This is a genomic window from Pontixanthobacter aquaemixtae (genome assembly GCF_009827395.1).
Lineage (GTDB): Bacteria > Pseudomonadota > Alphaproteobacteria > Sphingomonadales > Sphingomonadaceae > Pontixanthobacter > Pontixanthobacter aquaemixtae.
This window is the reverse complement of record NZ_WTYX01000001.1, coordinates 317,239-342,795: the sequence shown is the minus strand read 5'-3', so window position 1 is coordinate 342,795 and position 25,557 is coordinate 317,239. Positions and strand designations below refer to the sequence as shown.

Sequence of the window (25,557 nt, the reverse complement as noted above, 5' to 3'; positions counted from 1 at the left end):
GAGGCTTGTTAACCGGCTGCGCTGTCGCTTTGCGCGGAGTACTGCGCCCGGTCTCCATCTTTCGAGGCGGTGCCACCGGCGCTTCGTTCAGCGCGCTGCTTGCTCGCTGTGTCAGAGATAAGCGCGTCCTGCTCTTCACGGCTGAGGCGCCGCCACCCTTCGCGGGTAAGCCGTTCGAGCGGCCGGTAACGCACCTTGTACCGCATCCGGTCTGATCCTTCGACCCAATAGCCGAGATAGGCGTAGGCCAAGCCTTGTTCCGCCGCCCGGCGAATGTGTTCAAGAATGATATAATTACCAAGACCAGATCGCGACTCATGTTCAGGGTCGTAGAAGCTGTAAATCATCGACAACCCGTCACCCTGCCTGTCAGTGAGGCAAGCTCCGACCAATCGGCCGGGCTCTTCACCGTCAGAGGGTTCCCTATATTCAATGACATAGCTGGATACCGGGGTATGCTCAACCATATCTGCGTAGTCAGTTTCATCCATCGAGGCCATGCCGCCGCCCGGATGGCGCACGCCCAGATAACGCTGCAAAAGTTCGAATTGTTCCTCGGTCGCCCATGGACGGCATTCGGTTGCGACCAGATCTCCGTTGCGGCGCAAATTGCGGCGCTGTGTTGAACTGGGCGTGAACTCGTCTGCCACTACGCGAACCGAAACGCACGCATTGCAATCGGCACAGCTTGGCCGATAGGCCACCGTCTGGCTGCGCCTGAATCCGATCCGCCCCAGCGCTTCGTTCAGTTGATCGGCATTGTCGCCTTTGAGCTCGGTGAACACTTTGCGCTCGCTCTTTCCCGGCAAATACGGGCAAGGCGCAGGCGTTGTCACAAAGAAACGGGGAAAGCGAACGGGGGCCGTCACGACGGTTTATCTGTCCTCAAGCATTAGAATCGGTCGGATAATCTAGGCCTCTCTTTATGCATGCGCAGGACGGTCGGTAAAAGGTCCTTAACCAAATAACTCGGTTAACGATTGATTATTTTGCACAATTTCTCGGGCCGGAAAAAAGCTGTGCCGGATTGTGCCAACTCGCCGGGACAAAGCTAACGGACAGAACAGAAAATCGTGCTGCAGATCAATTGCTGCTGAACTTGCTCGCAGTTTTGCCTTGCAGTTTGATCAGGTCAAAGCGGTAGCCTGCTTCGCCCAATGCCTGAAGCAGCCGGTCGCGCGCAGCCTTGTCCCGCACTTCAAACTCGATGTCGGTTTGAATGTTCTTGGCCGACAAATTGCCGAAAATCCGCTGGTGCGTAACCTCGATGATATTGGCATTGTGCTCGGCAAATATCCCGGTCGCTTGCTGCAGCGCGCCCGCGCGATCATCAAGGATCATGCTGACCCGACTAATCCGCCCGGATCGCACAAGGTTGCGCAGGATTACATTGGCGAGAAAGCGTTGTTCAATATTTCCGCCGGTCAGAATGACGCCGATTTTCTTGCCTTCAAATTCTTTGCGGGGCACGCCATTGGCGGGCGGAAGCAAAGTCGCGAGCCCGACAGCACCGGCCCCTTCTACCACGGTTTTCTCTATATCGAGAAGCAGCGAGATGGCCTCTTCGATGGCCGATTCCTTGACGACGCGCATTTCGTCGATGAATTGCTTGCCGATATCGCGGGTGAAAAAGCCCGGTTCTTTGACCGCGATGCCTTCAGCCAATGTCAGCCCTCGCCCGGAAATCTGCTTGCCGGTGAACAGCTCGTAAAACGCGGGGAATTCTGCCGTCTGCACACCGATCACCTTGATGTCGGATTTCAGCCCTTTGGCCGCGACTGAAACACCGGACACCAATCCCCCGCCGCCTACAGGCACGACGATCATATCAAGATCGGGCACATCTTCGAGCATTTCGAGCCCGACTGTCCCCTGCCCCGCCGCAACATTCGGTTCGTCAAACGGATGAACAAATGTCAGCCCGCGTTCGGTCTCCAGCTTGCGTGCATGGGCATAGGCATCGTCGAAGGTCTCTCCATGCAAAACCACGTTTCCGCCAACGGCTTCGGTTTGCATGACTTTGACCGTTGGCGTGGGGCACGGCATGACGATTGTCACCGGCACTCCAAGCCGCCGACCATGATACGAAAGTCCTTGCGAGTGGTTTCCGGCCGACGCAGCAATGACACCGCGTGACCGCTGTTCTTCGGGCAATTGCAACAAGGCATTGAGCGCCCCGCGTTCCTTATAGGCCGCAGTGAATTGCAGGTTTTCAAACTTCAGCCAGACTTCGGCGCCGGTAATATCCGACAAAGTTCGCGAATGCATCGTCGGCGTGCGGACAACCGCGCCCTTGATGCGGTCAGCCGCTGCCCGCACATGGTCGAGCGTCAGAAGATCGGAAGCTTTGTCGGTCATGCATCGCGGGTTAGGCGAAAACGCGGCTGTGGGGAACACTGGTTTGGTTTGTGTCCGCTATGCATTTGCTTTGCACGGCAAACGCCGTAATCCGTGGCCATGGATGAAAAACTGACAATCGGATTTATCGGGCTGGGTGTGATGGGCGGGCCAATGGCCGGCCATCTTGCCAGCGCAGGCCACCGCGTCATCGCATTCAACCGCACGGCAGCGCGCGCAGAGGCATGGCAGGCCAAGCAAGCCGCCGCCGGGCTGAGCACCGACATAGCAAGCTCTCCGGCGCAAGCTGCATCGGGTGTCGATGTGGTCATTTCATGCGTTGGAAACGACGATGATGTCGCCGAAGTGCTGACGGGCAGCGACGGCGCGCTGCAATCGATGGCAGAAGGGACGCTGCTGATCGACCACACAACAGTCTCCGCCAAAATGGCGCGCACAATCGACGAAGCCAGCCAGAAGCACGGAGTCTTGGCGATCGATGCGCCGGTCTCCGGCGGGCAAGCGGGCGCTGAAAATGGCGCGCTGGCGATCATGTGCGGCGGGACGGCAGAAGCATTCACCCGCGCCGATCCGGTCATACGGGCCTATGGCAAGCGGATCGTTCATGTTGGCGGCGCCGGTGCCGGGCAGACTGCCAAGATGGCCAACCAGATGTGCATTGCCGGTGTCCTAGGCGGGCTAAGCGAAGCGATCCGCCTGACGCAGGCATCGGGCATTGACGCCGACAAGGTTTTTGAAGCGATCTCGGGCGGCGCTGCACAAAGTTGGCAAATGGAAAATCGCTGGCACACGATGGTCCGGAATGAATTTGACTTCGGCTTTGCGGTCGATTGGATGCGCAAGGATCTGGCCTATGCGCTGGAAGAAGCGGACCGGCTGGGCCTCGACAGCCCGGTGTCGCGATTGGTCGATAGCTTCTATAAAGACATTCAGGAAATGGATGGCGGGCGACAGGATACCAGTTCGCTGATACGCAGATTGCCACGCTAGAATCGACGGAACAGAATAAATGATCAAACGCATTTTCACGGCATTCGCCGCCGCTGCAGCGCTATTTGCAAGCCCTGCTTCGGCTGACATAATCGTCGACAATATTCAGGGCATTACCATCGGCGAAGATGGCAAGTTGCAGCGGTTCGTCGCGCTGTGGATCGACGATGACGGCAGGATCAAGCAAGTGCTGGATCACGGCGACAAGTTGCCCGTCACCGATTTTCGTTACGACGGAAAAGGGCAATATGTCATTCCCGGGCTGATCGATTCGCATTTGCACGTAATGGGTATTGGCTTCGGCGCGTTGACGCTGGATTTGTCGGACACCGGATCGCTCGAAGAAGCGCAAGCCAAGATCGCTGAATACGCCGCCGCCAATCCAGCCAGTCGCTGGATTATCGGACGCGGATGGAATCAGGAAAAATGGGGCCTTGGCCGTTTCCCTACCGCTGCGGAATTGGATGCTGTTGTCTCGGACCGTCCCGTTTGGCTGGAAAGAGTAGATGGCCATGCTGGCTGGGCGAATAGCCGGGCGATGGAAATCGCCGGTGTTAGCGCTTCGTCTCAAGCGCCCGCCGGTGGGCGGATCGAACGCGTCGGCGGAAGCCGTCAACCTTCCGGAATATTTGTCGATAATGCGAGCGAGCTTGTACAGCGCGTAGTTCCCGCCCCGCGGCCCGAAGATCGCGATCTGGCCTTGTCCAAAGCGCAGGAAATCCTGCTTTCGATGGGGGTGACCGCGGTTGCCGATATGGGCACCAGCATCGAAGACTGGCAATCCTTCCGCCGCGCTGGCGATGGTGGCTGGCTGCAGCTTCGGATCATGTCGTACGCTTCGGGCGTTGAGGCAATGGAACTGATCGGCGGCCCTGGCCCCAGCCAGTGGCTCTATGACGACAAGCTGCGGATCAACGGGGTGAAGCTCTATCTCGACGGAGCTTTGGGCTCTCGTGGGGCGTGGCTCAAAGCACCCTATGCTGATGAAGCCGGCAACACCGGACTGCCGCTCAAAACCGGCGCTCAGCTGCGCAATTTGATGAGCCGCGCCGCGCTCGACAAATTCCAGCTGGCGATCCACGCAATCGGCGATGCGGCAAATGCTGAAGTTTTGAGCGCGGTCAGCGAATTGTCCGGAACATATGACGGTGATCGCCGCTGGCGTATCGAACATGCGCAAGTGGTTGACCCAGCCGATCTCGCGAAATTTGCCGATCACGGGATCATTGCTTCGATGCAGCCGGTTCACCAGACGTCCGACCGGACAATGGCAGAGGCACGGCTAGACCCACCTCGGCTGGAAGGCGCCTATGCGTGGCGCACAATTCAATCGACCGGGGCTCCATTGGCGTTTGGTTCAGACGCGCCGGTCGAATCGCCCGATCCTTTTGCCGGGATTGCCGCGGCAATCTCTCGTACAGGTCCGGACGGTCAACCATTTGGTGGATGGCGCCCGCAAGAAGCCGTCAGCCGCGAGCAGGCATTGGCCGGATTCACATCCTCGGGCGCATTTGCCGGATTCGCCGAAGGGCGATTCGGAAGGCTGGTGGCAGGTGAACGCGCCGATTTTGTCCTGATCGACCGCGACCCGATGCTCGCTTCCCCCGAATCCATCCGCGAAACGAAGGTGCTGTCGACCTGGGTCGGCGGGAAAGAGGTCTTCGCGGCCGATTGATCCGCCCGAATATCACTCGGAATATCCGCAGAATCCCACGGCTTATCCTAAAAACCCAAATTTATGGGGACGTTAACCCTACCGTAACGATATCTACGCAAAGCAGCCCGAGATGGTGACGAGGTTCGCTTCGGCACCTGAGTTTTTGGGAATAGAAGCATCGCGCCGACCACATTTGTGGTGACGATTAACTAGGATAAGTGTTACAATCCGGTAACATATTTGACAAACCGTTACGAACTTTGGGCTTGCCTCGGTACGCTGACTGCCCTAGTGAAGCGGAGAGTTTGAACAAAACTAGAGCTCTGAGGAGACGTTTGAAATGAAGTTCCGTAATCTACTGGCTGCTACTGCAGCAGTTTCGCTGGCAGCATCGCCAGCTCTCGCACAGAACGCTGACCGTGCTGCTGCACCGACTGCTGAAGAAAGCAATCTCGGTGAAGATTCGGGCGGCGCTGGCATCATCCTCGCTATTCTTGCTGCTGCGGCAATTATCGCTGGCATCATCATCGCCGGTGGTAACGAAGACGACGCACCAACCAGCCCGTAACAACGGTCTGAGTTGAAAACATTCAAGGCGAGGCCTGCGGGCCTCGCCTTTTTTGTGCGTGTTGCAAATGTGGTTTGGCTGTCGCCAGGCCGATTCGCCGGCCTGTTAAGCCTCTTCAACCGGCTTCTCGGTAGCGTCCTTGGCGGCCTTGCGTTCGGTCAGCCGCATGATCAGCAATGATCCTTCAAACAGCAACAAGAGCGGGATAGCCAGAATCAGCTGCGATCCCGGGTCCGGCGGCGTAACGATCGCAGCCAGCGCCACCACACCTACGATGATATAGCGGCGGGCGCTGGCAAGCTGTGTTCGCGTCACTATTCCCGCACGATGCAGCAGCAGAAGCAGCACCGGCAGCAGGAAGCATATTCCGAAAGCCAGAATGAACTGCATCACCAGGCCGAGATATTCATTGGCAGCGGGCAGAGCTTCTATTTCCAGACCGCCTACTGTTCCTTCAAAGCCGATGAACCAACGGAATGCAGTCGGCATGACGACATAATAGGCCAGACTGGCCCCCGCGATAAATAGCAGCGGTGTCAGCAGCAAAAACGGCAGAAATGCGCGCTTCTCTTTGGCGTAGAGCCCCGGGGCAACAAACGCCCAAAGCTGGTTGGCAATATAGGGGAAGCTGATGCAGAACCCGGCGAACAAGGCGACCTTGAGCTGCACGAAGAACACTTCGTACAATTTGGTGAAGATCAGCTGCCCCTCCCCATCGGGGAAGGCGCTTTTGAGCGGCTGGATCAGAAAGCCCAGAATCGGGTCGGCGAAATAAAGGCAAATTCCGAACGCCGCCACCAGAGCCAACACGCAGCGGACCAGGCGCGCGCGCAACTCCACCAGATGATCGAGCAGCGGGGCCTGCGTTTCATCGATATCGGATATGCCCAGCGCCATGGTTCAGGGCTTCCCCGGCTTTTCTAGCGGGAGTGTCGGCTCATCCGTCTGTGTGGGCTCATCAGTGGCCTTGTCTGCTGCAGAAGCCCCCTGCACATCGGCAAGCAAATCATCAGGCTGTCCGTCGCCTGCCGGAGCCTGCCCGTAATCAGCTGACGGTAACGGGCCCATTTCACCCTCGGGCGTTTCCGCCATGATCTTGGCGTTTTGCTCTTTCCACTTTTTCTCCATTTCCTCCAGCTCCGCCTCGCGAACCAGCGAATCGAAGCCGCTGCGGAATTGCGCGGAAGCACGGCGAAGCTTGCCCACCCATCGCCCTGCAACGCGCAGCGCAGCGGGCATGTCTTTGGGGCCAATGACGATCACCGCCACGACTACGATCAACAAAAGTTCAAGGGCACCAATGTCGAACATGTCTCGAGCAGTGCCTCAGGCAGGATCAGGAATTGTCAGAAGTCTTGGCCGGGTTCTTCGCGGATTGATCATCGCTGGCGGCCGCCGCCGGACCTTCGATCTTTCCGCCGGGCTTGGGCGTGTCTGCCGACTCGTCCTCATTCATGCCCTTTTTGAAGCTTTTGATGCCTTTGCCAAAATCACCCATCATTTCGGAAATGCGCCCGCGTCCGAACAGGACGAGGATGACAAGTGCGATAACCAGAAGCTGCGGCCAACCAATACCCATGGAAATTCTCTCAAAGCTGCGATTAGCGCCAATATAGTGACTAAGATGGCTCTACACCAGCATGACCGGACAAATCACCATCGATCTCAATTTCTACGTCCTCTGGCGCTTCGGTTAGGTCATCCGCTTCATCGCTGGTTTCTTCGTCAGCAGCGCTCTCTTCATTTTCCTCATCGTCTGAGCCGGTTAGCGCCTCATAGGCGTCATCGACCGGATCAAGCAGGCCGGCGGCGCGCAATTCATCCAGCCCGGGCAAATCGCGCCGCGATTGCAGGCCGAAATGCTGCAGGAAATCGGGCGTTGTCGCGTAAATCACCGGGCGCCCCGGGACTTCGCGCCGCCCCGCTATCCGTATCCAGCTGGCTTCCATCAGCACATCAAGCGTACCCTTCGCCGTTTGCACACCCCGAATGGATTCGATCTCCGCGCGGCTGACAGGTTCATGATAGGCAACAATCGCCAGAACTTCGGTTGCCGCGCGCGACAATTTGCGGACTTGTTCGCGTTCGCGCCGCAACAAATGCGCCAGATCCGCAGCGGTCTGGAAATGCCATCGCTTGTTGCGCTCGACCAGATGAACCCCGCGCTCTGCGTAATGGTCAGCCAGATTCTTGACCGCTTCGCGCACCAAAGGGACCTCTGCGTCACCCAGATGTCCGGCCAAGGCTTCGACCGTCATCGGTTCTTCGCTGGCGAAAAGCGTTGCCTCTACCGCGCGCTGCAGATCATCCATGTCCGAAGCACTCATGCCCTGATTCTCCGCAATTTCAGCGGTCCGAAGACCTCGTCCTGCGCAATCTCTGCTTTGCCCATCCGCGCCAGTTCCAGCACTGCGACGAAGCTCGATGCCAGCGCGGACCGGCGCAGGCCAGCCTCTGCGTGCGGCGGCAGGAATTCTTCAATCCGCATCCAGTCCAGCGTAACACCCAGCATGTTCGATACCCGGTCGAGCGCGCTCTCAAGCGTCATAACCGGGCGTTCGCGGACCATATGAATGGCCGGTGCGGTCCGCGCTTTCACCTGACCATAGGACTGGATCAGCCCGTACATATCGCATTGCCACTGCGTCTTGCGATCGATCCGTAGCCCTTCGGGTGCTCCGCGCAAGAATACGTCGCGCCCGATCCTGTCGCGCGCCATCAGGCGTGCCGCAGATTCGCGCATCGCGCCCAATCGCTGGAGCCGCAATTGCAATTTGAGCGCGAGTTCTTCGGGGCTTGGATCTTCCTGCTCTTCCTTGGGCAGCAGCATCGAGGATTTCAGGAAGGCCAGCCACGCCGCCATCACCAGATAATCCGCTGCAAGTTCCAGCTTCAGCGCTTCCGCCCGCTCGATATAGTCGAGATATTGATCGACCAATGAAAGGATCGAAATCGCGCGCAGATCAACCTTCTGCCGGCGGGCAAGATCGAGCAGCAGATCAAGCGGCCCTTCCCACCCCTCTAGCTCAAGATACAGCGCGCTATCGTCAGTTTCAGCGGTTGCGGGTGCAATCCAGTCCGAATCGGCAGAATTGCCCTCCTGCTCGAACATCAACCCGCCTTCATTTTGGGAGACATTCATGCGGCCGCTCCCTTTATCGCGAGCAGTGCATCGCGTTTGGCAAGAAGCTCCGCCTTGTCGCCACCGGCTTTCGCCTGATCCGCGACGCTGAGCGCTCGCTCAAGACGCTCTGCCGCCCCAGCAGACATAGTCGGGATCCGGTCAACAATGCCGATCATATCGTCCATTTTTGCCCAGCAATTGAGGACGATGTCACATCCCGCGGCAATCGCGCGTTTGCTGCGTTCCGGGACCGTACCATCAAGCGCTTCCATATCGATATCATCGGTTAGCAGCAGGCCATCAAAGCCGATCCGTTTGCGAATGATCTCGCTGATAATAAAGGAAGAAAGCGTTGCCGGATTGGCCTTGTCCCACGCCGCGAACAGCAAGTGACCGGTCATTCCGATCGGAGCATCGGAGAGCGCGCGGAAAGGCGCAATATCCCATTCCAGCTCTTCATCGCTGGCGGTCACCGTGGGCATTTCCTTATGCGTATCGCACAGGCTGCGACCATGGCCGGGCATATGCTTGATGCAGCCCGCCACACCGGCAGAGGCCAGTCCGTCGAGGATGGCCCGTCCCAGCGCGGCTACTTGCTTTGGCTCCGAACCCAGTGCGCGATCACCGATCACATCATTCGCGCCTGCCTGCCTGACATCCACCGGCGGGTGATAGTCCACCGTGACGCCCATTTGTGCGAGTTCAAGCCCCATGGCTTGAGCATTCACACGCGCCGCTTCGATCGCGCTGGCCGGGGCGATCTGATAGAGCTTGTCGAACACTTCACCCGCCGGAAAGGCCGACCAATGCGGCGGCTTCATCCGCGCGACCCGTCCGCCTTCCTGATCGATCGAGATCAGCAAGCGTTCGCGCCCGTGAATTTCGCGCAGCGAATCGGTAAGAGCCCGCATCTGTTCGGGATTTTCGCAATTGCGCGCGAACAGAATATACCCCGTCGGATCGGCCTCTTTGAAAAAGGCACGCTCGTCGGCTGTCAATTCGGCTCCGGCCAGTCCGAAGATTGCGGGTGTCATAGAGCGAAAGTCGCAGTCTGGCACGGCATAGGCAAGCGCAACGCCGCCCGGCGGTGTGGAAAATCAGAGCGAAAACGGAGCCACCTTTGCAGGGAAGGCTCCGTTCGGCTCAATTCTTGACCTGACACTCGATTCCGTCGGCTTTCAGCGCGTTGCAAAGCCGGTTTGCTGAAGCGGTATCGCCTGCAACAGCTTGCAAGCGGAAGACAGTGCCGCCATCGACTTCGCCCTCAACCACGCGGTATTTGAAACCGTTCAGCGCCTGCGTCTGGCCGTTCAGCGTGCCCCACGCCTTGGTCGCGCTATCTTTCGAACGGTAGGCGCCGACTTGCACGCCGACAGCGCCGCCAGATGCGTTGCCCGCTCCAGCTTGACCGGCATTATTGGGCGTTGCGGTATCGATGCTGGGACGCGCCGAATCGTCTCCGGCGAGCCGGCCCTCGGTTGTCTCACCCTGCCCGACACCGGGCGCCACGTTGCCAGTTCCTTCAAACTCCTTGCCGCCCGGGTCCTCCGGGCGCTCCTTGGTCGGTCCGTCAGGCGCTTCGATCGTGCTACCATCGGCAACCAGCTCGGGATCGGCACCCGGATTGCTGAGCCACCAGACAAGGCCAATGATCGCCGCCAGTGCGAGCAGCGCCAAGAAAATGAATCCTGCGATGTTGCCCGGATTGTAAGACTCATCCTCTTCACCATAGTCGGATTCGAGCCAAGGCAGCGGCTCGTCATCATCAACCAGAGCGAGTTCTTCGGTCTCTACGGCTCCATCTTCAGCGAAGCCTTCGCCATCTTCAAACGGTTCTTCACCGTCGCGTCCGGTTTCATGGACAGTCATCATCACATCTCCTCGACGGCTTCCACCCCTAATATGGAGAGCCCGTTTCGGATAACTTGCCCGATCTGCGCCGCCAGGAAAAGCCTTGCGCGGCTCAATTCCTGATTCTGTGCCACGATGAACCGTTTCTCAGGCTTGTCATTCCCCAAATTCCAGTAGGAATGGAATTCACCGCCCAGATCGTAGAGAAAGAACGCAATCCGGTGCGGCTCGCGCGCTTTTGCAGCGGCTTCGACGATTCGCGGGAATTGGGCAGCTTGCTTGACCAGCGAAAGCTCTGCCTCGCCCAATTGCGCAATTCCGTCGGCAGACGGCTCCAACCCCTCTGCCGCCCCTTTACGCATGGTCGAACTGATCCGGGCATGCGCATATTGCACGTAAAACACCGGATTATCCTTCGACGCCTCGACGACTTTGGCAAAGTCGAATTCCATCTGCGCTTCGGGTTTGCGCGTGAGCATGGTGAAGCGGACCACATCCTTGCCCACTTCTTCGACCATTTCCGCAAGCGTAATGAAATTGCCCGAGCGTTTGGACATTTTCAGCGGCTCTCCATCGCGCATCAGCTGGACCATCTGGACCAGTTTGACGTCGAACGGGATTGCTTTGCCTTCGCCTTCAGCGAGCGCAGATACGGCCGCTTTGATGCGTTTGACCGTGCCTGAGTGATCTGCCCCCCAGATGTCGATCAACGCGTCGGCGGTTTCCGCTTTCTGCATATGATAGGCGAGATCGGCCCCGAAATAGGTCCATTTTCCGTCCGATTTCTTGATCGGCCGGTCTTGGTCATCACCGAATTTTGTCGAGCGGAACAGCGGCAGTTCAACCGGTTCCCAATCATCCGGCGGGGCCTTGCCCTTCGGTGCTTCGAGTACGCCATCATAGACCAGATCATGCGCGCGCAGCCATTTCTCGGCCTCTTCAGGCTTGCCCGCTGCCTGCAGCGCAGCTTCGGAGGAAAACAGATCATGATGAATGCCGAGCAAGGCCAGGTCAGCCTTGATCAAATCCATCATCTTCTCGACCGATTCCGCGCGGAATACCGGCAACCAGTCTGCTTCATCGGAGTCTTTGAACCGGTCGCCCAGCTCCCGCGCCAGATGTTCGCCAACGGGCACCAGATAATCGCCCGGATAGAGCCCCTCGGGTATGTCACCGATAGTATCGCCCAGCGCCTCGCGGTATCGCAAATGCGCAGACCGGGCCAACACATCGACCTGCCCGCCCGCGTCATTGACGTAATATTCGCGTACGACCTTGTGCCCGGCAAATTCCAGCAGCGACGCCAGCGCATCGCCCACAACCGCCCCGCGGCAATGGCCCATATGCATCGGGCCGGTCGGATTGGCAGAAACATATTCGACATTGACGGTCGATCCGCCACCAATCGCGGATTTTCCGTAATCTGATCCCGATTGGGCAATGGCGCCGAGTTCGTTAAGCCACGCCTCGTCAGACAGGCGCAGATTGATGAAGCCGGGGCCAGCAATGGTCGCTTCGATGATGTCCGGATCGGCGTTCAGCCGGTCGACAATTTTGCCCGCAAGCTCGCGCGGATTTGTCTTGGCCAGCTTGGCCAGCACCATTGCCGCATTGGTTGCCAGATCGCCATGCGAAGAGTCGCGTGGCGGCTCGACAGTGACATTGTGTCGCGGTGTTTCGGGCGGCAATGCGCCGTCCGCTTCTAACTCAGCAAGAACAGCATCGATTTTCGCCGCAAAAGCAGCGTGCAAAGTAAGCATTTCGGGCGTGGTATCAGACATGCCGCGCGCCTAGCCGAATTGGCCAAAATCGCAAGGGGTGACGCGGTTCACAGCCCGCATCGATGCCTGCGACCTTTTACCGAGTCGCGTTGTACGCCAATTGATCTTCGCTCAGCTGGAATCCGACCAGCAATTCGAATGTCGCGCGATTGAGCGCCGCGCGGACCACCGGATCCGCCAAGGGATCGAGTGCGGCATCGGGATCACCTGCTTTGCGACGGCGTGTGATTTTCTCAACGATATCAGGCGGAAGCGTTGCTGCCGCGCGATTGACAAAGGCACCCGCGCGTCCGGTCGCCTGCGCGCGTTCCTGACCATCGGCAAAGTTGAGCGTCACTGTGCCAATCCGCTTGGCCTGAATCGCAGATCCGCCTTGAAGGACGGTCGAGAAATAGGGCAGCTGCACCTGGCGCGCGCCGCGCGTATCGGTTCTGCGGGCGAGCACATCAAATGTCGCTTCCGAATAGACGTTTTCGCCTGCTTCGTTGCAACCGCTGCGCACATTCGTGATCGCGGCAACTACATCGATCTGGTCGGCTGTGGTCAAATTGGCCGAACGGAAAGTCGTGATATCTCCGGTGTAGTCAGGCACACCCACAGCAGGGCAAGCAGAACGGACCGCTTGCACGCCAACCCCTTGATCCAGAACCAATTGCCCTTCATTCGAGCAACCGGCCAAAGCAGCGGCCATCACCATGGCAGATACAATCGAACGACGGAGTTTCATGCAGCTTGGTCCTTCAAATTCGCATTCTGGCAGCCCCCAAATCGGGCCAGCAGCCAATTTCACTTTTTGCGGCCCTAGCGGCCCGTGCAGCAAAGCGCTAGAGGGCCGGATATGAACGCCCCCTTGCAGCCAACCAATTCGCCGGAAACAAAACTGGCGCTTACCCTGCTAATCGCGGCCCCGCGGGGCTTTTGCGCGGGTGTAGATCGCGCAATCGAAATCGTCGAACGCGCAATCGATCGCTATGGCGCGCCGGTGTATGTCCGTCACGAGATCGTCCACAACAAATTCGTCGTCGACGGATTGAAAGAAAAAGGCGCGATCTTTGTCGAGGAGCTGGATCAGGTTCCCGATGGCGCGCCGGTTGTATTCAGCGCGCATGGTGTACCCAAATCGGTACCCGCCGAAGCGGAGAAACGCGGCCTCGACTATCTCGATGCAACCTGCCCGCTGGTCAGCAAGGTACACCGTCAGGCTGAGCGACAGATCGAAGCAAACCGGCACATCATTTTTGTCGGCCATCGCGGACATCCCGAAGTAATCGGCACAATGGGTCAGGTTGCTGCGGGCCAGATGACCTTGGTGGAAACGGTGGCAGATGTCGCAGCGTTGGAATACACCCCGGAAGATGATCTCGCCTTCCTCACGCAAACCACATTGTCGGTCGATGACACTGCAAAAATCGTATCGGCTTTGAAGACCAGATTTCCCCAGATCGTCGGGCCGAAAGCCGAAGACATTTGCTATGCCACTTCCAATCGTCAGGCAGCGGTCAAAGAGATTGCCCCGGGCAGCGATCTGGTGCTGGTAATTGGCGCAAGCAACAGTTCGAATTCTCTGCGATTGGTCGAGGTGTCCGAACGATGCGGGACCTCGGCCAAGCTTATTTCACGAGCGAGCGATATCAATCCGGCGTGGCTCGATGGTGTGGGCACAATCGGGCTGACCGCAGGCGCATCTGCGCCCGAGCAATTGGTGCGGGAAGTCGTCGAGAAATTATCCGAATGGCGCGATGTCGAAGAGCATACCTTGGTGACGGCCGAGGAAAAGATGGTCTTCAAATTGCCGCGTCAGCTAACCGAATAAGCCAGCGTCAGCGATGGCCGTATATACCCATCTCAGTGCAGAAACACTCGGCGATCTGATCGCTGAATATGATGTCGGTGAGGTGATCTCGGCAAAAGGCATTGCCGAGGGAATATCGAACAGCAACTGGCTGATCGAAACGACCGGAAAAAATGGTGCGGGGGATGCCGGCGCGCGGTTCATCCTGACGATGTACGAATACCGGATCAATGTGCAGCAGCTGCCCTTCTTTCTGAATTTGCTCGACCATCTGGCCGCGAAGGGATGCCCCGTTCCGGCCACTATCCATGACCGCGAAGGCAATGCCTATCGCGAACTGGACGGCAAATGCATTGCGCTGATCGAATTTCTGCCCGGGGTTTCGGTTGACCGACCGACCCCGCAGCAAGCCCGTGCGGTTGGCGAGGCGCTTGCGCAAATTCACGTCGCGTCCGCCGATTTCCCGATGCAGCGCAAGAATGATCTGCGCCCTGCAGATTGGCGGAAGCTGTTCGATCAATGCGGCGATGGAGCGATTGCGGCGATCAATTCTGACCTCGCTCAATCGGTTTCCAAACACATGCCGCAGCTTCTCTTAGAATGGCCGACCGATCTTCCGGTTGGGACAATCCATGCGGATTTGTTTCCCGACAATGTGCTGGTGCTGGGTGATCAGGTGAGCGCTTTGATCGATTTCTACTTCGCGTGTACCGATTTCGTGGCCTACGATCTGGCCGTGACGCATGCGGCATGGTGTTTCACGCCCGACGGACGCGAGTTCAATCGTGACATATCCAATGCGCTGATCGAGGCATATTCTTCGATTTGCGCATTGAGCGAGCCGGAGATCGCGGCGCTGCCAATTCTGGCCAAAGGGGCGGCAATGCGGTTTATCGCCACCCGGACTTATGACTGGATCAACACGCCCGCAGACGCGCTGGTTATGCGAAAAGACCCGATGGATTACGTCAGACGGTTGCACCATTATGACGCACTGGGCGGCAGCGCCTTTTCGCCGCTGGCCTGATCGGGCATTATAGAGCTCATGAAACGCGTAGAAATCTTCACCGATGGTGCCTGCAAAGGCAATCCCGGCCCCGGCGGTTGGGGCGCGATCCTGCGGATGGGACAGCATGAGAAAGAACTGTCCGGATCGGCAGAAGATACAACCAATAACCGGATGGAGCTGACGGCCGCGATCAAGGGATTAGAAGCCTTGATCGAACCATGCGAAGTCGATCTCTATTCTGACAGCAAATATGTGCTCGACGGGATCACCAAGTGGGTGCACGGCTGGAAAAAGCGCGGCTGGGTGAATGCCAGCAAGAAGCCGGTGCGAAACGCCGATTTATGGCACGAGCTGATCGCCGCTGCTGAACGGCACACGATGCATTGGCACTGGGTCAAAGGCCATGACGGCCACCCCGAAAACGAACGCGCTGACAAGCTGGCGAGCGACCAGGCCGATTCTGTTCGCTAAAACGCCGTGCAAAGAAAAAGGGCGCGGTCATCGACCACGCCCCTTTGCAAATCTGTTTTGGATTACTTGGTCGTATCGACCACTTCTGCATTCGGACCGTTCTTCAACACCGACTTGATCGCATTTTTTGCGGCGGCTTTGGAGCTGTAGCCTTCGGTCCACCAAATCGTTTCCGAATTGTAGATGAAGTAAGAGACGAATTCGCCCTTCTTGTTGTTACGGATTTCAAAACGGTGTGCCATCGGCCTCTCCTATCATGACGATTGGTGGTGGTGTTGAAGGCACACTATAGGCTGGGCCGAGAAAATCTAGCCGAAGCGTTATGCAAACCTTGTCGCTGCATACTTTTTTACATTTATCCCGGCGAGATGATCGGGAACAGAATGGCCCAGAAGCTGGCAGGCGGTGATTTGCGCTGCGGCGGGCGCAGTCTGGATCCCGAACCCGCCCTGCCCGGCAAACCAGAAGAAATCAGAGTTGGACGGATCTGGCCCATATACGGGGAGCCGGTCGGGCGCGAAGCTGCGCAGCCCAGCCCATTTTGTTTCCACGCGGTCGACTTGCCAGGTAACGACATCCTGCAAGCGGTCAATCGCGGTCGCTACAGCGAGCTCTTCCGGCGCCGCATCGCATGGCGGCGAGGCTTCTTCATCATGCGGGCTCAGCCAAATGCGGCCCGACTCGGGCTTGAAATAGAACCGGCCCGATATGTCGAGAACCAGCGGCTGGTCCGATGCCGGTGCGGGGGTTGTCCGCAATTGCGCAACGGTGCGGCGATAAGGAGTAATTCCCAATGGCCGGCATCCCGCCATCTCAGTGACGGGATCAGCCCATGCGCCGGCTGCATTGACCAGCTTGTCCGCGCGGAACTCGCGGCCATCGGCGGTTCGGATGTGCCACCCCTTTGCGCTAGACTTTGCCTGTTCGACACGTGCGCGAACAGCCAGCTCCACGCCCGCCGCTTTTGCCTTGGAAAGATACAGGGCATGAAGGCCGCCCACATCGATATCGGCGCAGGCCGGTTCCCAAATCGCTTCGACCCAATGATCGCGCAATCCGCCAAGTTTGGCATCGATCTGGTCGCGATCGAGCCGCTCGATAGAAGCCCCCGTGGGGCCAAATGTATCAAGGAACGCATCTACTTTCGCCCGATCTTGCGTCCGCGCAAGATGCAATGCACCGCGCGGCGACAACAGGCCGTGTTCACGCAGGAACCCGCCCGACGCCAGCGTCAGCGGAACGACATCTGGCCCGCCATAGCATTCGTCCCAGAATGCGGCCGAGCGGCCTGTCGCATGGTAGCCGGGTTGATCTTCCGCTTCGAGCAGCAGTACGCTGGCATGCGGCGCCAGCTCGGCGGCCAGGCTTGCGCCTGCCATCCCAGCCCCAACAATTGCGAAGTCAAACCGTGTGTCGTTCACGTCTTCGGCGCAGTCCTGTCGAGAAATTCGCTGATGCCATCCATCGCCCGATCGCGCACCGGGTCAACTTCGCGCAATATTTCGTGATGGGCCTCTTTGCCAAAGGCGATCAATTCCGCTTTCGGGAGACGTGCTTCGGCCTTGGTGATCGCCTTCATATCGACCAGCTTGTCATTCGAAGTTGCGACCATCAGGATCGGCGTTGTCACAGCCTCCAGCGCACCCGGCGCGAAAATCACATTCATCGATGCATAACCCCGTTCGACCCAGCCCCAGCTGCCCGGCCCCATGACCAGTTCCGGGCGCTTTTCACGCCACCAGAGTTCGTCCTCGTACCGGTCCTTGTCGTGAGTCAGGAGATTGATACGCCCAACCGGGATTTCGCCGGGCTTTTCGCTCCATTTCCACGCGCGCATTGTCGCGCCGCGGAAACGCTTGAGCAACTTGGCGGCCCCATGCATCAAACCGCGTGGCAGAAAATTGCCGAAAAAGCCCAGCATCGGTGCAATCAGGAATGCAGCATCGGGTGCAATACGCTTTTCCACCATCCCGCGCAGCACCAGGTGCCCGCCCATCGAATGGCCTGCGATCACATGGGGGGCAGGTGTAGTGGCCGACCAATCGGCCCAAAAGGCGGCCAGATCGTCGATCCACGTTCCATAATCATCGATATGGCCGGTTACCGCATCATCGCCCAGCCGGCCCGATCCGGCCTGTCCGCGCCAATCGGCGGCGGTGACGTTCCACCCAGCCTGATGCCATTGGTGCAGCGCCTCCAGATATTTTTCATAATTGTCGCCGCGGCCGGGAAAGAACAGGATTGAACCGCGCGGTGCGGCATCATCTGACGGCCAGTCTATCCGGCGGATCGCATGGCCATCCGGGGCGTTCCACACGCTCTCTGCCGCCTCTGCCGGTATCGCCCGCCGATCAAATTCAGGCACCGCACTGCCGCCGTCGGCATTGGTATGTTGTGGTTGGCTAATACCGTCCTCCTGCGTTTGGTTACTATTTGGTAAGCACTCGGCTGTAGCACCAGTGGTTCACGGGGACCTCTGGGGGCAATTATGCTGGGCGAATATTTCCAATACGGACTGCTGGTTGCATTGGCAATCGCGCTGCTCTTTGCGGCGTTTACCGATATCCGGCACCGGCAAATCGACAATTGGCTCAATGCCGCGATTGCCTTGGCTGCACCACTATTCTGGTGGGCAAGCGGTTTGGATCTGTGGCCCGATGTTGCGCTGCAGATTGCCGTTGCCTTTGGCGCCTTCATCATTCTTGCCGGACTGTTCGCCCTTCGCGCGATGGGCGGCGGTGACGTCAAGCTGCTGACCGCGCTCGCGCTGTGGGTTCCCTTTGGCCAATTCTTCGAGCTGCTGGTGGTGATGGCGCTGGTTGGTGGCGTTCTGACCATCCTGATGGGCGCGTGGCATGTGATGCGCCGCCAGAAAGAACGCCTCGCAATTCCCTATGGTGTGGCGATCTCCGCCGGCGGCCTGTGGGTCCTTTCAATTCATCATTATCCGACCGCTGCGCAGGCATTCGGCGCGGGGTGAACCTGATTTTAACCATTCGGGTCGTAACCATGAAATTCAACCAAGCCCACAATACCGTAGGGCGAGATAGGGGGCTAGATTAGCCATGGATAGGAAGAAGCTGGCTCTGCTGATCGGAGCACTGGTCATCGCGATCGGTACTGCACTGGCAGCACGAAGCATGTTTGCAGGAGCATCTGCTCCAGAAGCGGAAGCTGCCGCACCTGTACCCCAAGGACCGAAGGTTCTAGTGGCACAACGCGGTCTCCCAGTGGGTACCATTATCACCGCTGATGCGATCAGCTATCAGATGTGGCCCGAAGAACTCGTCCAGGACGCCTATTTCATCGATGGTGAATCGGATGTCACGAAATTGCTTGGTACGGTTGTCCGTCACCAGATCACTGCTGGCGAGCCGGTAACCCAAGGGTCGCTGGTCAAGCCGGGCGATCGTGGTTTCCTCGCAGCAGCGCTGGGCCCCGGCATGCGCGCAGTCACTGTTCCGGTGTCGGCCAAAACCGGCGTCGGCGGCTTTGTCTTTCCGGGCGACCGGGTTGACCTGGTTCTGACCCAGACGGTGAAAGGCGATGAGGGAGAACCCCTAAAAGCGTCGGAAACCATTCTTCGCAACATTCGCGTTCTCGCAACCGACCAATCGACGACTCAAGAAACCGTCGACGGAAAAACCGTTGTGCGCGCTTTCCGCACGGTTACTCTGGAAGTGACCCCGCGGATTGCAGAGAAAGTCGCCGTATCGCAAACGATCGGTACGCTCAGCCTGTCGCTCCGCTCTATCGCAGACAATCAGAGCGAGCTGGAGAAAGCAATCGCATCGGGCGAGATTAAAGTTCCCGATGATGCAACGCCTGAAGAAGAAGAAGCTTTGCTCAAGGCCGCAATGTCGCGCCCGATTGACAAGGCAACAACCTTTGTAACCGGCGGTGATGTCTCGCGCTTCCAGCGCCGGAGTATACCACAAGCCGGGCCCAAAGCCCCGCCAGCTCCGCCTAGTCTGGGTGTTCCATCGGGCGGAAATGGCGCCCCGGTACGTCGCGGCCCGACTGTTCGCGTAACCCGCGGCAAGAACACATCAGAAGTTCCTGTGGGCGGCGGTGTGGCAGCCATGGTCGGCCAAACACAAGATGCTCTGCCAGACGGCGGTAGCAAGGCCCCTGCAGTCGCAGGCGGGCTCGTCCGGTGAGGTTATCCATGAACAGCAAAACATCGCCTAGCGATCCGCGCGGCCACACATCCGCATTCACTCAACCTAGGGGCAAGCCAATGAAACGCCGCCTTACTGCAACTCTGCTTCTGGCCGGTCTGGCCGTCGCACCGCTGGCCGGAATTCCAGCCGGAACGGCCAACGCGCAATCGGTTTCCCGCCCGTCGCAGGACATTGTTCTGTCGATCGGACGCGGACAGCTGATTACCGTGCCGGGCACGATGGCTGATGTTTTCATCGCCAATGACGGCATCGCCGACGTGCAGATCAAATCGCAGCGTCAGCTTTACGTCTTCGGCAAAGCAGGCGGCGAGACCACAATTTACGCCAGCAACGCTGCAGGCGACATCGTTTGGTCTGCCAATATCCGCGTTGGTTCGAACATTGACAGCGTCGATCAGATGCTCGCCCTGGCCATGCCAGAAGCGAAAATCTCTGTCGCGACAATGGGTACCGATACGGTGCTTTTGACCGGCACGGTCGCAGCACCTGAAGACGCCGCCGAAGCCGAGCGTCTGGTTCAGGCATTTGTCGGCGAGAACGCCAATGTGATCAGCCGGCTGAAAATGGCAACTCCGCTGCAAGTGAACTTGCAAGTGCGTTTTGCCGAAGTCAGCCGCTCGCTGGCGCGAAACATCAGTTCCAATTTGGCAACTGCTGACACGAGTGACGGTTTCCAGTTTGGTGTAACCACCGGCCGCGGAAGCAGCGGTCCGCAATGGACACCTGGCGGTGCTGTCGGCGTTGGTGTTACCGCAGGAGCCGACGGAACCACCGTTGTTACCGGAAGCGGGACTGGCGCGACTGTTGCTGGACTGGGGCGCCTGTTGGGCCTCGATCTTCTGGGCACACTTGATGCAGGCGAGACTTTGGGTCTTGTCACCACATTGTCGCAGCCCAATCTGACTGCTCTTTCGGGCGAAACAGCCGACTTTCTGGCCGGCGGTGAATTCCCGATCCCGATCAGTCAGGGTCTAGGCACCACCGCGGTTGAATATCGCAAATTCGGTGTCAGCCTGGCCTATACACCAACGGTTCTCGCGAATGGACGGATTTCGCTCCGTGTGCGTCCTGAAGTGTCCGAATTGTCGAGCCAGGGGGCGGTTACGCTCAACGGCTTCCAAATCCCGGCACTGACCATCCGCCGTGCAGAAACGACAATTGAACTCGGCTCCGGCCAGAGCTTCATGATCGCCGGTCTGATGAGCAACAATGCTCAAAACACGATCGACAAGGCACCGGGTGTTGGTGACATTCCGATCCTCGGCAACCTGTTCCGCTCGCGCTCTTTCCGTAAGGGCGAGACCGAGCTGGTCATCGTGGTGACCCCGTATCTGGTCAAGCCGGTCAACGCATCGGACATCAAGCTCCCGACCGACGGTTTCCGCGCTGCAACAGAATTGCAGAGCTTCATCGGTTATCGCGAAAATGATGGTGTCTCAGGCCAGCAGCGCCCCGGTCCAACCGCGCGCAATCAGGATGGTTCGGCCCCTGAAGTTTCGCGGATTGATCCGGCTGATGTGCTCCCGTCTGACGAGCCATCAGCGCCTCAAAACGCGCAAAACAACGATGCCAACCGGAACAATGAACGCACCGCAAATGCCGCTGCTGTTCCCGGTTTCAGCCTCAAGTGAGAAAGGTGAAGATGATGCCTATTGCAAATACTCGCAAACTAGCCGGCGTTCTCGCCCTTTCTATCGGGCTCACGCTCGGTGCTTGCGGCGGAATGCCGACCAACCGCAGCCTTGACAGCGTCAAGCAGCCGGTGGTCGAACGCACCAACTTCACGCTCGATGTGCGTGCTGGTGCCGGCGGCTTGTCCATTCCCGAACAGCAACGCGTAGCGGGCTGGTTCGAAGCAATGGATCTGCGTTACGGAGACCGCGTCTCTATCGACGATCCGATGGCAAGCGGCGCTACCCGCGAAGCAATTTCCAAATTGGCAGGACGCCACGGCATCCTGATCAATAACGGTGCGCCGGTAACCGCTGGTTATGTCCAACCCGGAAATGTCCGGATCGTGATCACGCGTTCGGAAGCCTATGTGCCCGGTTGCCCGGACTGGTCGGCCAAATCCGACATGAATTACAACAACGCGGCAAGCCCCGGCTATGGCTGCGCGAACAACAGCAATCTGGCCGCAATGGTCGCCAATCCTGAAGACCTGATCAAAGGTCAGGAAGGCACCGGCGAGACAGTTGTTTCGACATCCAACAAAGCCATCGACAGCTACCGTAACCAAGCTCCGACCGGAGAAGGCGGTCTTGCCCAAGGCGACACCGGAGGAGGAGGATAAGTCATGAATGCTCCATGGAAACAAGGCGGTGCGGGTAACCGCGATCCATTCGCCGCTTTCATCTGCGATGAAGCCGCTCTGGATGCTCTGCGCCCGGTCGTAATCGAAATGGGCTGGCAGCCCGAAAAATGCGCCAAAGGCGGCCTGCGTAATGCCGTCCAGTCGCTTTCGGTGGCCGCAAGCCCCAATATCCTGATGGTCGATTTGTCCGAAAGCGGAGATCCGCTGAACGACATCAACGCACTGGCAGAGGTTTGCGAACCTGGCACAGTCGTGATCGCAGTAGGACAGGTAAACGATGTCCGCCTCTATCGCGATCTGCTCGCCAGCGGCATCCACGATTACCTGCTGAAACCGCTTTCGGCCGGTCAATTGCGCGATTCGCTCAACCAGGCCCAGGCTGTATTTTCTGCACCGCGCACAAGCGATCCGGAAGCAGCCAAGCGCCATGTTTCGACCGCAGTTGTCGGCACACGCGGCGGTGTGGGTGCTTCAATGCTGGCAACTTCGCTGGCATGGATTTTCAGCGACGAGCACAAATTGCCTACTGCCCTTCTGGACCTTGATGTCCACTTCGGCACCGGCGCTCTTGCGCTCGATCTGGAACCGGGCCGCGGCCTGACCGATGCAATCGACAATCCCAGCCGGATTGATGGACTGTTTATTGAACGCGCGATGATCCGGGCGAATGATAATCTGGCCATTCTGTCGGCAGAGGCACCGATCAACTCGCCGCTTATGACCGATGGATCGGCATTCGTTCAGCTGGAGGAAGAATTCCGCCAGGCTTTCGAAATGACGATGATCGATCTGCCGCGTAACATGCTGATCAACTTCCCGCATTTGCTGACAGACGTGAATGTGGTGGTTCTGGCGTGCGAAATGACGCTTGCTTCGGCACGCGATACGATCCGCATCCTGTCTTGGCTCAAAACGAATGCCGGACATGCGCAGCCTATCGTTGTTGCCAACAAGGTTCAGGGCGGCGTGCAGGAAATCAGCAAGTCTGATTTCGAAGCATCGATCGAACGCAAGATCGACTTCACCGTTCCTTTCGACAGCAAAGCCGCTGCCAATGCTGCCAAGCTTGGCCAGACATTTGTCGATGCAAACGGTTCGGCCAAGGCCACCTCGGTTGTCAAACAACTGGCCGATCGTGTTCTGGGCGCCAGCGAAGAAGAAGCCGATGGCGAAGAGCCAGCGAAGAAATCTTTGCTCGGCAGTTTCGATCTGAAGTCGCTGCTCGCCAAGAAGAAAAAGCCCGCTGAAGAACCGGCAGAGGCTTAACAAAAAATCCGTGCGGCCGCGCCCATTTGATCGGGCGCGGCCCCACCAAACTTTTGCGTGCGACCAATCGCACTGATATAGGAAAGGCAGACCCAGAGCATGGACATACTTCAGCTCCTGCTTATCGCTGGCGGACTGATGGCCCTGATGGTCATCGGATATACGCTCATGGCTGGTCCGTCTGCCGGAAAAGAGAGCCAGCGCCGTCTTGAAGCGCTCCGTTTTCGTCACTCGGAAAGCACCGATACGAAAGTGGAATCGCAGCTCAAGAAGGCGATCGCCAACCGCAAACCCATGCGGCACAAAGTTGCGGGTTCGACATCGCGTATCGATGCGCTCGCGATCCGGCTCGACCGCACCGGCAAAGGCTGGTCGCTGTCGCAATATTTCTACTCTTCATTGGGCTTGGCACTGGCCATCGCGGTGCTGATCTATCTGCGCTCTGGCGCGGCATTCATGGCCCTGGGCATCGGCGGATTTATCGGACTGGGCCTGCCCCATCTGGTCGTCAATTTCTTCATCAAACGCCGGACCGCGCAGTTCAACGCGAAGTTTCCCGACGCAATCGAGCTGCTGGTTCGCGGCCTTCGTTCGGGACTTCCGGTGACCGAAACGCTTTCGGTTGTTGCGCAGGAATTGCCCGGCCCCGTCGGGATCGAGTTCAAAGGCATCGTCGAGCGGATCAAAATCGGTCGAACGATGGAAGAATCGCTCCAAGAAACAGCCGACCGCCTTGGCATTCCGGAATTCAACTTCTTCTGCATCACGCTCGCCATTCAGCGTGAGACCGGTGGTAACCTGGCAGAGACGCTGTCGAACCTCGCCGAAGTGCTTCGCAAACGCATGCAGATGAAACTGAAAATTCGCGCGATGAGCTCTGAGTCCAAAGCATCGGCATACATCGTTGGTGCCCTGCCCTTCATCGTGTTTGGCATGATTTACTGGATCAACCCGGGCTATATTGGCGGCTTTTTTGAAGATGATCGCCTGATCGCAACCGGGCTTGGCGGCATGGTTTGGATGAGCATCGGCGCATTCATTATGGCCAAAATGGTCAGCTTCGAGATTTGAGCGGGGACAGACGGATATGTTAAATCAAGGTTCCGGACCAACGCTCCTCGGCTTCGATGTTATCTTCATCGGGTCCATTCTGGCGGGCGTCGCTACGCTGGCCGTTATCCTCGCAATCTATGCGGCGGTGACGGTTAAAGATCCGATGGCAAAACGCGTCAAAGCGCTCAATGCGCGGCGCGACGAGCTGAAAGCAGGTATTGTCACATCGAGCGCAAAAAAACGCGCAAGTCTGGTCCGCAAGACCGACCAGACCGAAAAGATGAAGGACACGCTGCAGGGGATGAAAGTCCTCCAGCAAAGCCAAATCGAAGTAATCCAGCAAAAGCTGGCGCATGCGGGCTATCGCAACAAGGAACTTGCAGTTCTGATCATTGCCGCACGTCTGGTGCTGCCGATCGTGCTCGGCCTGATCACTTTCATCGCGCTCTATGTCATTGAAATCTATCCCGATTGGGAAATGAAAAAAGTGATGGCCATGGGTGCCGCGATCTTCACCGGGTACAAAGGGCCGGAGATTTTCCTCAAGAACAAAGCCAACAAGCGTACCGATGCGATCCGCAAGGGTCTCCCAGACGCGCTCGACCTGCTGGTTATTTGCGCTGAAGCCGGTCTGACCGTTGACGCATCGTTCAATCGCGTCGCCAAGGAATTGGGCCGCGCTTACCCTGAACTGGGTGACGAATTTGCGCTGACCGCAATCGAGCTGTCGTTCCTTACCGAACGCAAGCAGGCATTCGACAATCTTGCTTACCGCGTCGATCTGGAATCGGTTCGCGGCGTGGTGACCACCATGGTCCAAACCGAACGTTATGGTACGCCGCTGGCCTCTGCGCTGCGCGTTCTCTCGGCCGAATTCCGTAACGAGCGGATGATGCGCGCCGAAGAAAAGGCCGCACGTTTGCCAGCCATTATGACTGTTCCGCTGATCATGTTCATTCTACCGGTTCTGTTCATCGTGATTTTGGGACCAGCGGCTTGCTCGATCAGCGACGCCTTTGCCGCGAAACCCGGTCGGTAAGACCAAGTTTCGCCGTAAAACCCGGGCCGCAAGGTCCACCAACCCACCGAGTTCGGCCTCGAAGTCTAAACGCTTCGGGGCCGATTTCGTTGTGAAGCAG

At 58.2% G+C, this 25,557-nt stretch carries 27 protein-coding genes; 13 read left to right on the top strand and 14 right to left on the bottom strand.

Annotation, left to right across the window (positions count from 1 at the left end; all coding sequences use genetic code 11):
- Window positions 1-8: 8 nt before the first annotated feature.
- Together GRI41_RS01630 and GRI41_RS01625 are read right to left on the bottom strand one after the other, a co-directional pair.
- Complete coding sequence (locus GRI41_RS01630; protein WP_160602907.1) at window positions 9-869, bottom strand: arginyltransferase; 861 nt, start codon at window positions 867-869, stop codon at window positions 9-11.
- A gap of 214 nt (window positions 870-1,083) precedes the next feature.
- The gene (locus tag GRI41_RS01625; protein ID WP_160602906.1) at window positions 1,084-2,358 is read right to left on the bottom strand and encodes a threonine ammonia-lyase; all 1,275 of its coding nucleotides are present in this window, start codon (window positions 2,356-2,358) and stop codon (window positions 1,084-1,086) included.
- A gap of 99 nt (window positions 2,359-2,457) precedes the next feature.
- Here GRI41_RS01625 and GRI41_RS01620 point away from each other — a divergent pair, with 99 nt between their 5' ends.
- The 3 genes from GRI41_RS01620 to GRI41_RS01610 all read left to right on the top strand — a co-directional run bounded on the left by GRI41_RS01620 (window position 2,458) and on the right by GRI41_RS01610 (window position 5,573).
- Window positions 2,458-3,348, top strand: a complete 891-nt coding sequence (locus GRI41_RS01620) for an NAD(P)-dependent oxidoreductase (protein ID WP_160602905.1) — start codon at window positions 2,458-2,460, stop codon at window positions 3,346-3,348.
- A gap of 19 nt (window positions 3,349-3,367) precedes the next feature.
- Complete coding sequence (locus GRI41_RS01615; protein ID WP_160602904.1) at window positions 3,368-5,023, top strand: amidohydrolase; 1,656 nt, start codon at window positions 3,368-3,370, stop codon at window positions 5,021-5,023.
- 322 nt (window positions 5,024-5,345) lie between these two features.
- Entirely contained in the window at window positions 5,346-5,573 is a 228-nt protein-coding gene (locus GRI41_RS01610) for a hypothetical protein (protein WP_160602903.1), read from the top strand.
- A 105-nt stretch (window positions 5,574-5,678) separates the two neighbouring features.
- Here GRI41_RS01610 and tatC read toward each other — a convergent pair whose 3' ends face one another.
- The 9 genes from tatC to GRI41_RS01565 all read right to left on the bottom strand — a co-directional run bounded on the left by tatC (window position 5,679) and on the right by GRI41_RS01565 (window position 13,056).
- Window positions 5,679-6,470: a twin-arginine translocase subunit TatC gene (gene tatC / locus GRI41_RS01605; RefSeq protein ID WP_160602902.1), complete on the bottom strand. Its 792-nt coding sequence runs from the start codon at window positions 6,468-6,470 to the stop codon at window positions 5,679-5,681.
- A gap of 3 nt (window positions 6,471-6,473) precedes the next feature.
- Complete coding sequence (tatB, locus tag GRI41_RS01600) at window positions 6,474-6,884, bottom strand: Sec-independent protein translocase protein TatB (protein WP_160602901.1); 411 nt, start codon at window positions 6,882-6,884, stop codon at window positions 6,474-6,476.
- 25 nt (window positions 6,885-6,909) lie between these two features.
- Complete coding sequence (tatA, locus tag GRI41_RS01595) at window positions 6,910-7,152, bottom strand: twin-arginine translocase TatA/TatE family subunit (protein ID WP_160602900.1); 243 nt, start codon at window positions 7,150-7,152, stop codon at window positions 6,910-6,912.
- A gap of 40 nt (window positions 7,153-7,192) precedes the next feature.
- Window positions 7,193-7,885, bottom strand: coding sequence for an SMC-Scp complex subunit ScpB (scpB, locus tag GRI41_RS01590; protein ID WP_407985539.1), 693 nt, complete (start codon window positions 7,883-7,885; stop codon window positions 7,193-7,195).
- An 11-nt stretch (window positions 7,886-7,896) separates the two neighbouring features.
- Complete coding sequence (locus GRI41_RS01585) at window positions 7,897-8,715, bottom strand: segregation and condensation protein A (RefSeq protein ID WP_160602898.1); 819 nt, start codon at window positions 8,713-8,715, stop codon at window positions 7,897-7,899.
- Window positions 8,712-9,731, bottom strand: a complete 1,020-nt coding sequence (nagZ, locus tag GRI41_RS01580; protein ID WP_160602897.1) for a beta-N-acetylhexosaminidase — start codon at window positions 9,729-9,731, stop codon at window positions 8,712-8,714. Before nagZ ends, GRI41_RS01585 begins: the two co-directional genes overlap by 4 nt.
- Window positions 9,732-9,840: 109 nt before the next feature.
- Window positions 9,841-10,569: an SPOR domain-containing protein gene (locus GRI41_RS01575; RefSeq protein WP_235901023.1), complete on the bottom strand. Its 729-nt coding sequence runs from the start codon at window positions 10,567-10,569 to the stop codon at window positions 9,841-9,843.
- The gene (gene argS / locus GRI41_RS01570; protein WP_160602896.1) at window positions 10,569-12,329 is read right to left on the bottom strand and encodes an arginine--tRNA ligase; all 1,761 of its coding nucleotides are present in this window, start codon (window positions 12,327-12,329) and stop codon (window positions 10,569-10,571) included. Before argS ends, GRI41_RS01575 begins: the two co-directional genes overlap by 1 nt.
- Before the next feature lie 76 nt (window positions 12,330-12,405).
- A complete protein-coding gene (locus tag GRI41_RS01565) occupies window positions 12,406-13,056 on the bottom strand; it encodes a hypothetical protein (RefSeq protein ID WP_160602895.1) in 651 nt (216 codons plus the stop codon).
- A 111-nt stretch (window positions 13,057-13,167) separates the two neighbouring features.
- Here GRI41_RS01565 and ispH point away from each other — a divergent pair, with 111 nt between their 5' ends.
- From ispH to rnhA, 3 genes are read left to right on the top strand one after another with little or no spacing between them, the layout of a single operon-like run.
- Window positions 13,168-14,142 carry a 4-hydroxy-3-methylbut-2-enyl diphosphate reductase gene (gene ispH / locus GRI41_RS01560; RefSeq protein ID WP_160602894.1) on the top strand — a complete coding sequence of 325 codons (975 nt, stop codon included), beginning with the start codon at window positions 13,168-13,170 and terminating at the stop codon, window positions 14,140-14,142.
- A 13-nt stretch (window positions 14,143-14,155) separates the two neighbouring features.
- On the top strand, window positions 14,156-15,148 hold the full coding sequence (gene thrB / locus GRI41_RS01555; protein WP_160602893.1) for a homoserine kinase: 993 nt from the start codon (window positions 14,156-14,158) through the stop codon (window positions 15,146-15,148).
- Between the two features lie 18 nt (window positions 15,149-15,166).
- Entirely contained in the window at window positions 15,167-15,601 is a 435-nt protein-coding gene (gene rnhA / locus GRI41_RS01550) for a ribonuclease HI (protein ID WP_160602892.1), read from the top strand.
- A 62-nt stretch (window positions 15,602-15,663) separates the two neighbouring features.
- Here rnhA and GRI41_RS01545 read toward each other — a convergent pair whose 3' ends face one another.
- From GRI41_RS01545 to GRI41_RS01535, 3 genes are all read right to left on the bottom strand, one after another.
- Window positions 15,664-15,843 carry a YegP family protein gene (locus GRI41_RS01545; protein ID WP_160602891.1) on the bottom strand — a complete coding sequence of 60 codons (180 nt, stop codon included), beginning with the start codon at window positions 15,841-15,843 and terminating at the stop codon, window positions 15,664-15,666.
- Between the two features lie 78 nt (window positions 15,844-15,921).
- Window positions 15,922-17,022 carry an NAD(P)/FAD-dependent oxidoreductase gene (locus GRI41_RS01540; protein ID WP_160602890.1) on the bottom strand — a complete coding sequence of 367 codons (1,101 nt, stop codon included), beginning with the start codon at window positions 17,020-17,022 and terminating at the stop codon, window positions 15,922-15,924.
- Window positions 17,019-17,966: an alpha/beta fold hydrolase gene (locus tag GRI41_RS01535; RefSeq protein ID WP_160602889.1), complete on the bottom strand. Its 948-nt coding sequence runs from the start codon at window positions 17,964-17,966 to the stop codon at window positions 17,019-17,021. The genes GRI41_RS01540 and GRI41_RS01535 overlap by 4 nt, the downstream gene beginning before the upstream one ends.
- Window positions 17,967-18,089: 123 nt before the next feature.
- Between GRI41_RS01535 and GRI41_RS01530 the strand changes: the two genes are divergently transcribed.
- The 7 genes from GRI41_RS01530 (at window position 18,090) to GRI41_RS01500 (ending at window position 25,457) form a co-directional block, all read left to right on the top strand.
- Window positions 18,090-18,581, top strand: coding sequence for an A24 family peptidase (locus tag GRI41_RS01530; protein ID WP_160602888.1), 492 nt, complete (start codon window positions 18,090-18,092; stop codon window positions 18,579-18,581).
- 85 nt (window positions 18,582-18,666) lie between these two features.
- The gene (gene cpaB, locus GRI41_RS01525) at window positions 18,667-19,761 is read left to right on the top strand and encodes a Flp pilus assembly protein CpaB (protein ID WP_160602887.1); all 1,095 of its coding nucleotides are present in this window, start codon (window positions 18,667-18,669) and stop codon (window positions 19,759-19,761) included.
- Window positions 19,762-19,841: 80 nt separating this feature from the next.
- Window positions 19,842-21,416: a type II and III secretion system protein family protein gene (locus tag GRI41_RS01520; protein WP_160602886.1), complete on the top strand. Its 1,575-nt coding sequence runs from the start codon at window positions 19,842-19,844 to the stop codon at window positions 21,414-21,416.
- Between the two features lie 11 nt (window positions 21,417-21,427).
- Complete coding sequence (locus GRI41_RS01515; RefSeq protein ID WP_328600496.1) at window positions 21,428-22,078, top strand: CpaD family pilus assembly protein; 651 nt, start codon at window positions 21,428-21,430, stop codon at window positions 22,076-22,078.
- Between the two features lie 3 nt (window positions 22,079-22,081).
- The gene (locus GRI41_RS01510) at window positions 22,082-23,365 is read left to right on the top strand and encodes a pilus assembly protein CpaE (protein WP_160602884.1); all 1,284 of its coding nucleotides are present in this window, start codon (window positions 22,082-22,084) and stop codon (window positions 23,363-23,365) included.
- A 99-nt stretch (window positions 23,366-23,464) separates the two neighbouring features.
- Window positions 23,465-24,436, top strand: coding sequence for a type II secretion system F family protein (locus tag GRI41_RS01505; RefSeq protein ID WP_160602883.1), 972 nt, complete (start codon window positions 23,465-23,467; stop codon window positions 24,434-24,436).
- A 16-nt stretch (window positions 24,437-24,452) separates the two neighbouring features.
- On the top strand, window positions 24,453-25,457 hold the full coding sequence (locus GRI41_RS01500; protein ID WP_160602882.1) for a type II secretion system F family protein: 1,005 nt from the start codon (window positions 24,453-24,455) through the stop codon (window positions 25,455-25,457).
- Window positions 25,458-25,557: the final 100 nt, after the last annotated feature.

Coding starts and splice junctions, on each gene's coding strand:
- GRI41_RS01585 (WP_160602898.1), bottom strand. CDS start 8,715: ATGAATGTCTCCCAAAATGAAGGCGGGTTGATGTTCGAGCAGGAGGGC.
- cpaB (WP_160602887.1), top strand. CDS start 18,667: ATGGATAGGAAGAAGCTGGCTCTGCTGATCGGAGCACTGGTCATCGCG.
- GRI41_RS01530 (WP_160602888.1), top strand. CDS start 18,090: ATGCTGGGCGAATATTTCCAATACGGACTGCTGGTTGCATTGGCAATC.
- GRI41_RS01625 (WP_160602906.1), bottom strand. CDS start 2,358: ATGACCGACAAAGCTTCCGATCTTCTGACGCTCGACCATGTGCGGGCA.
- GRI41_RS01620 (WP_160602905.1), top strand. CDS start 2,458: ATGGATGAAAAACTGACAATCGGATTTATCGGGCTGGGTGTGATGGGC.
- GRI41_RS01615 (WP_160602904.1), top strand. CDS start 3,368: ATGATCAAACGCATTTTCACGGCATTCGCCGCCGCTGCAGCGCTATTT.
- GRI41_RS01610 (WP_160602903.1), top strand. CDS start 5,346: ATGAAGTTCCGTAATCTACTGGCTGCTACTGCAGCAGTTTCGCTGGCA.
- argS (WP_160602896.1), bottom strand. CDS start 12,329: ATGTCTGATACCACGCCCGAAATGCTTACTTTGCACGCTGCTTTTGCG.
- GRI41_RS01510 (WP_160602884.1), top strand. CDS start 22,082: ATGAATGCTCCATGGAAACAAGGCGGTGCGGGTAACCGCGATCCATTC.
- rnhA (WP_160602892.1), top strand. CDS start 15,167: ATGAAACGCGTAGAAATCTTCACCGATGGTGCCTGCAAAGGCAATCCC.
- nagZ (WP_160602897.1), bottom strand. CDS start 9,731: ATGACACCCGCAATCTTCGGACTGGCCGGAGCCGAATTGACAGCCGAC.
- GRI41_RS01505 (WP_160602883.1), top strand. CDS start 23,465: ATGGACATACTTCAGCTCCTGCTTATCGCTGGCGGACTGATGGCCCTG.
- scpB (WP_407985539.1), bottom strand. CDS start 7,885: ATGGATGATCTGCAGCGCGCGGTAGAGGCAACGCTTTTCGCCAGCGAA.
- thrB (WP_160602893.1), top strand. CDS start 14,156: ATGGCCGTATATACCCATCTCAGTGCAGAAACACTCGGCGATCTGATC.
- GRI41_RS01515 (WP_328600496.1), top strand. CDS start 21,428: ATGATGCCTATTGCAAATACTCGCAAACTAGCCGGCGTTCTCGCCCTT.
- tatB (WP_160602901.1), bottom strand. CDS start 6,884: ATGTTCGACATTGGTGCCCTTGAACTTTTGTTGATCGTAGTCGTGGCG.
- GRI41_RS01575 (WP_235901023.1), bottom strand. CDS start 10,569: ATGATGACTGTCCATGAAACCGGACGCGACGGTGAAGAACCGTTTGAA.
- ispH (WP_160602894.1), top strand. CDS start 13,168: ATGAACGCCCCCTTGCAGCCAACCAATTCGCCGGAAACAAAACTGGCG.
- GRI41_RS01545 (WP_160602891.1), bottom strand. CDS start 15,843: ATGGCACACCGTTTTGAAATCCGTAACAACAAGAAGGGCGAATTCGTC.
- tatC (WP_160602902.1), bottom strand. CDS start 6,470: ATGGCGCTGGGCATATCCGATATCGATGAAACGCAGGCCCCGCTGCTC.
- GRI41_RS01500 (WP_160602882.1), top strand. CDS start 24,453: ATGTTAAATCAAGGTTCCGGACCAACGCTCCTCGGCTTCGATGTTATC.
- GRI41_RS01520 (WP_160602886.1), top strand. CDS start 19,842: ATGAAACGCCGCCTTACTGCAACTCTGCTTCTGGCCGGTCTGGCCGTC.
- tatA (WP_160602900.1), bottom strand. CDS start 7,152: ATGGGTATTGGTTGGCCGCAGCTTCTGGTTATCGCACTTGTCATCCTC.
- GRI41_RS01565 (WP_160602895.1), bottom strand. CDS start 13,056: ATGAAACTCCGTCGTTCGATTGTATCTGCCATGGTGATGGCCGCTGCT.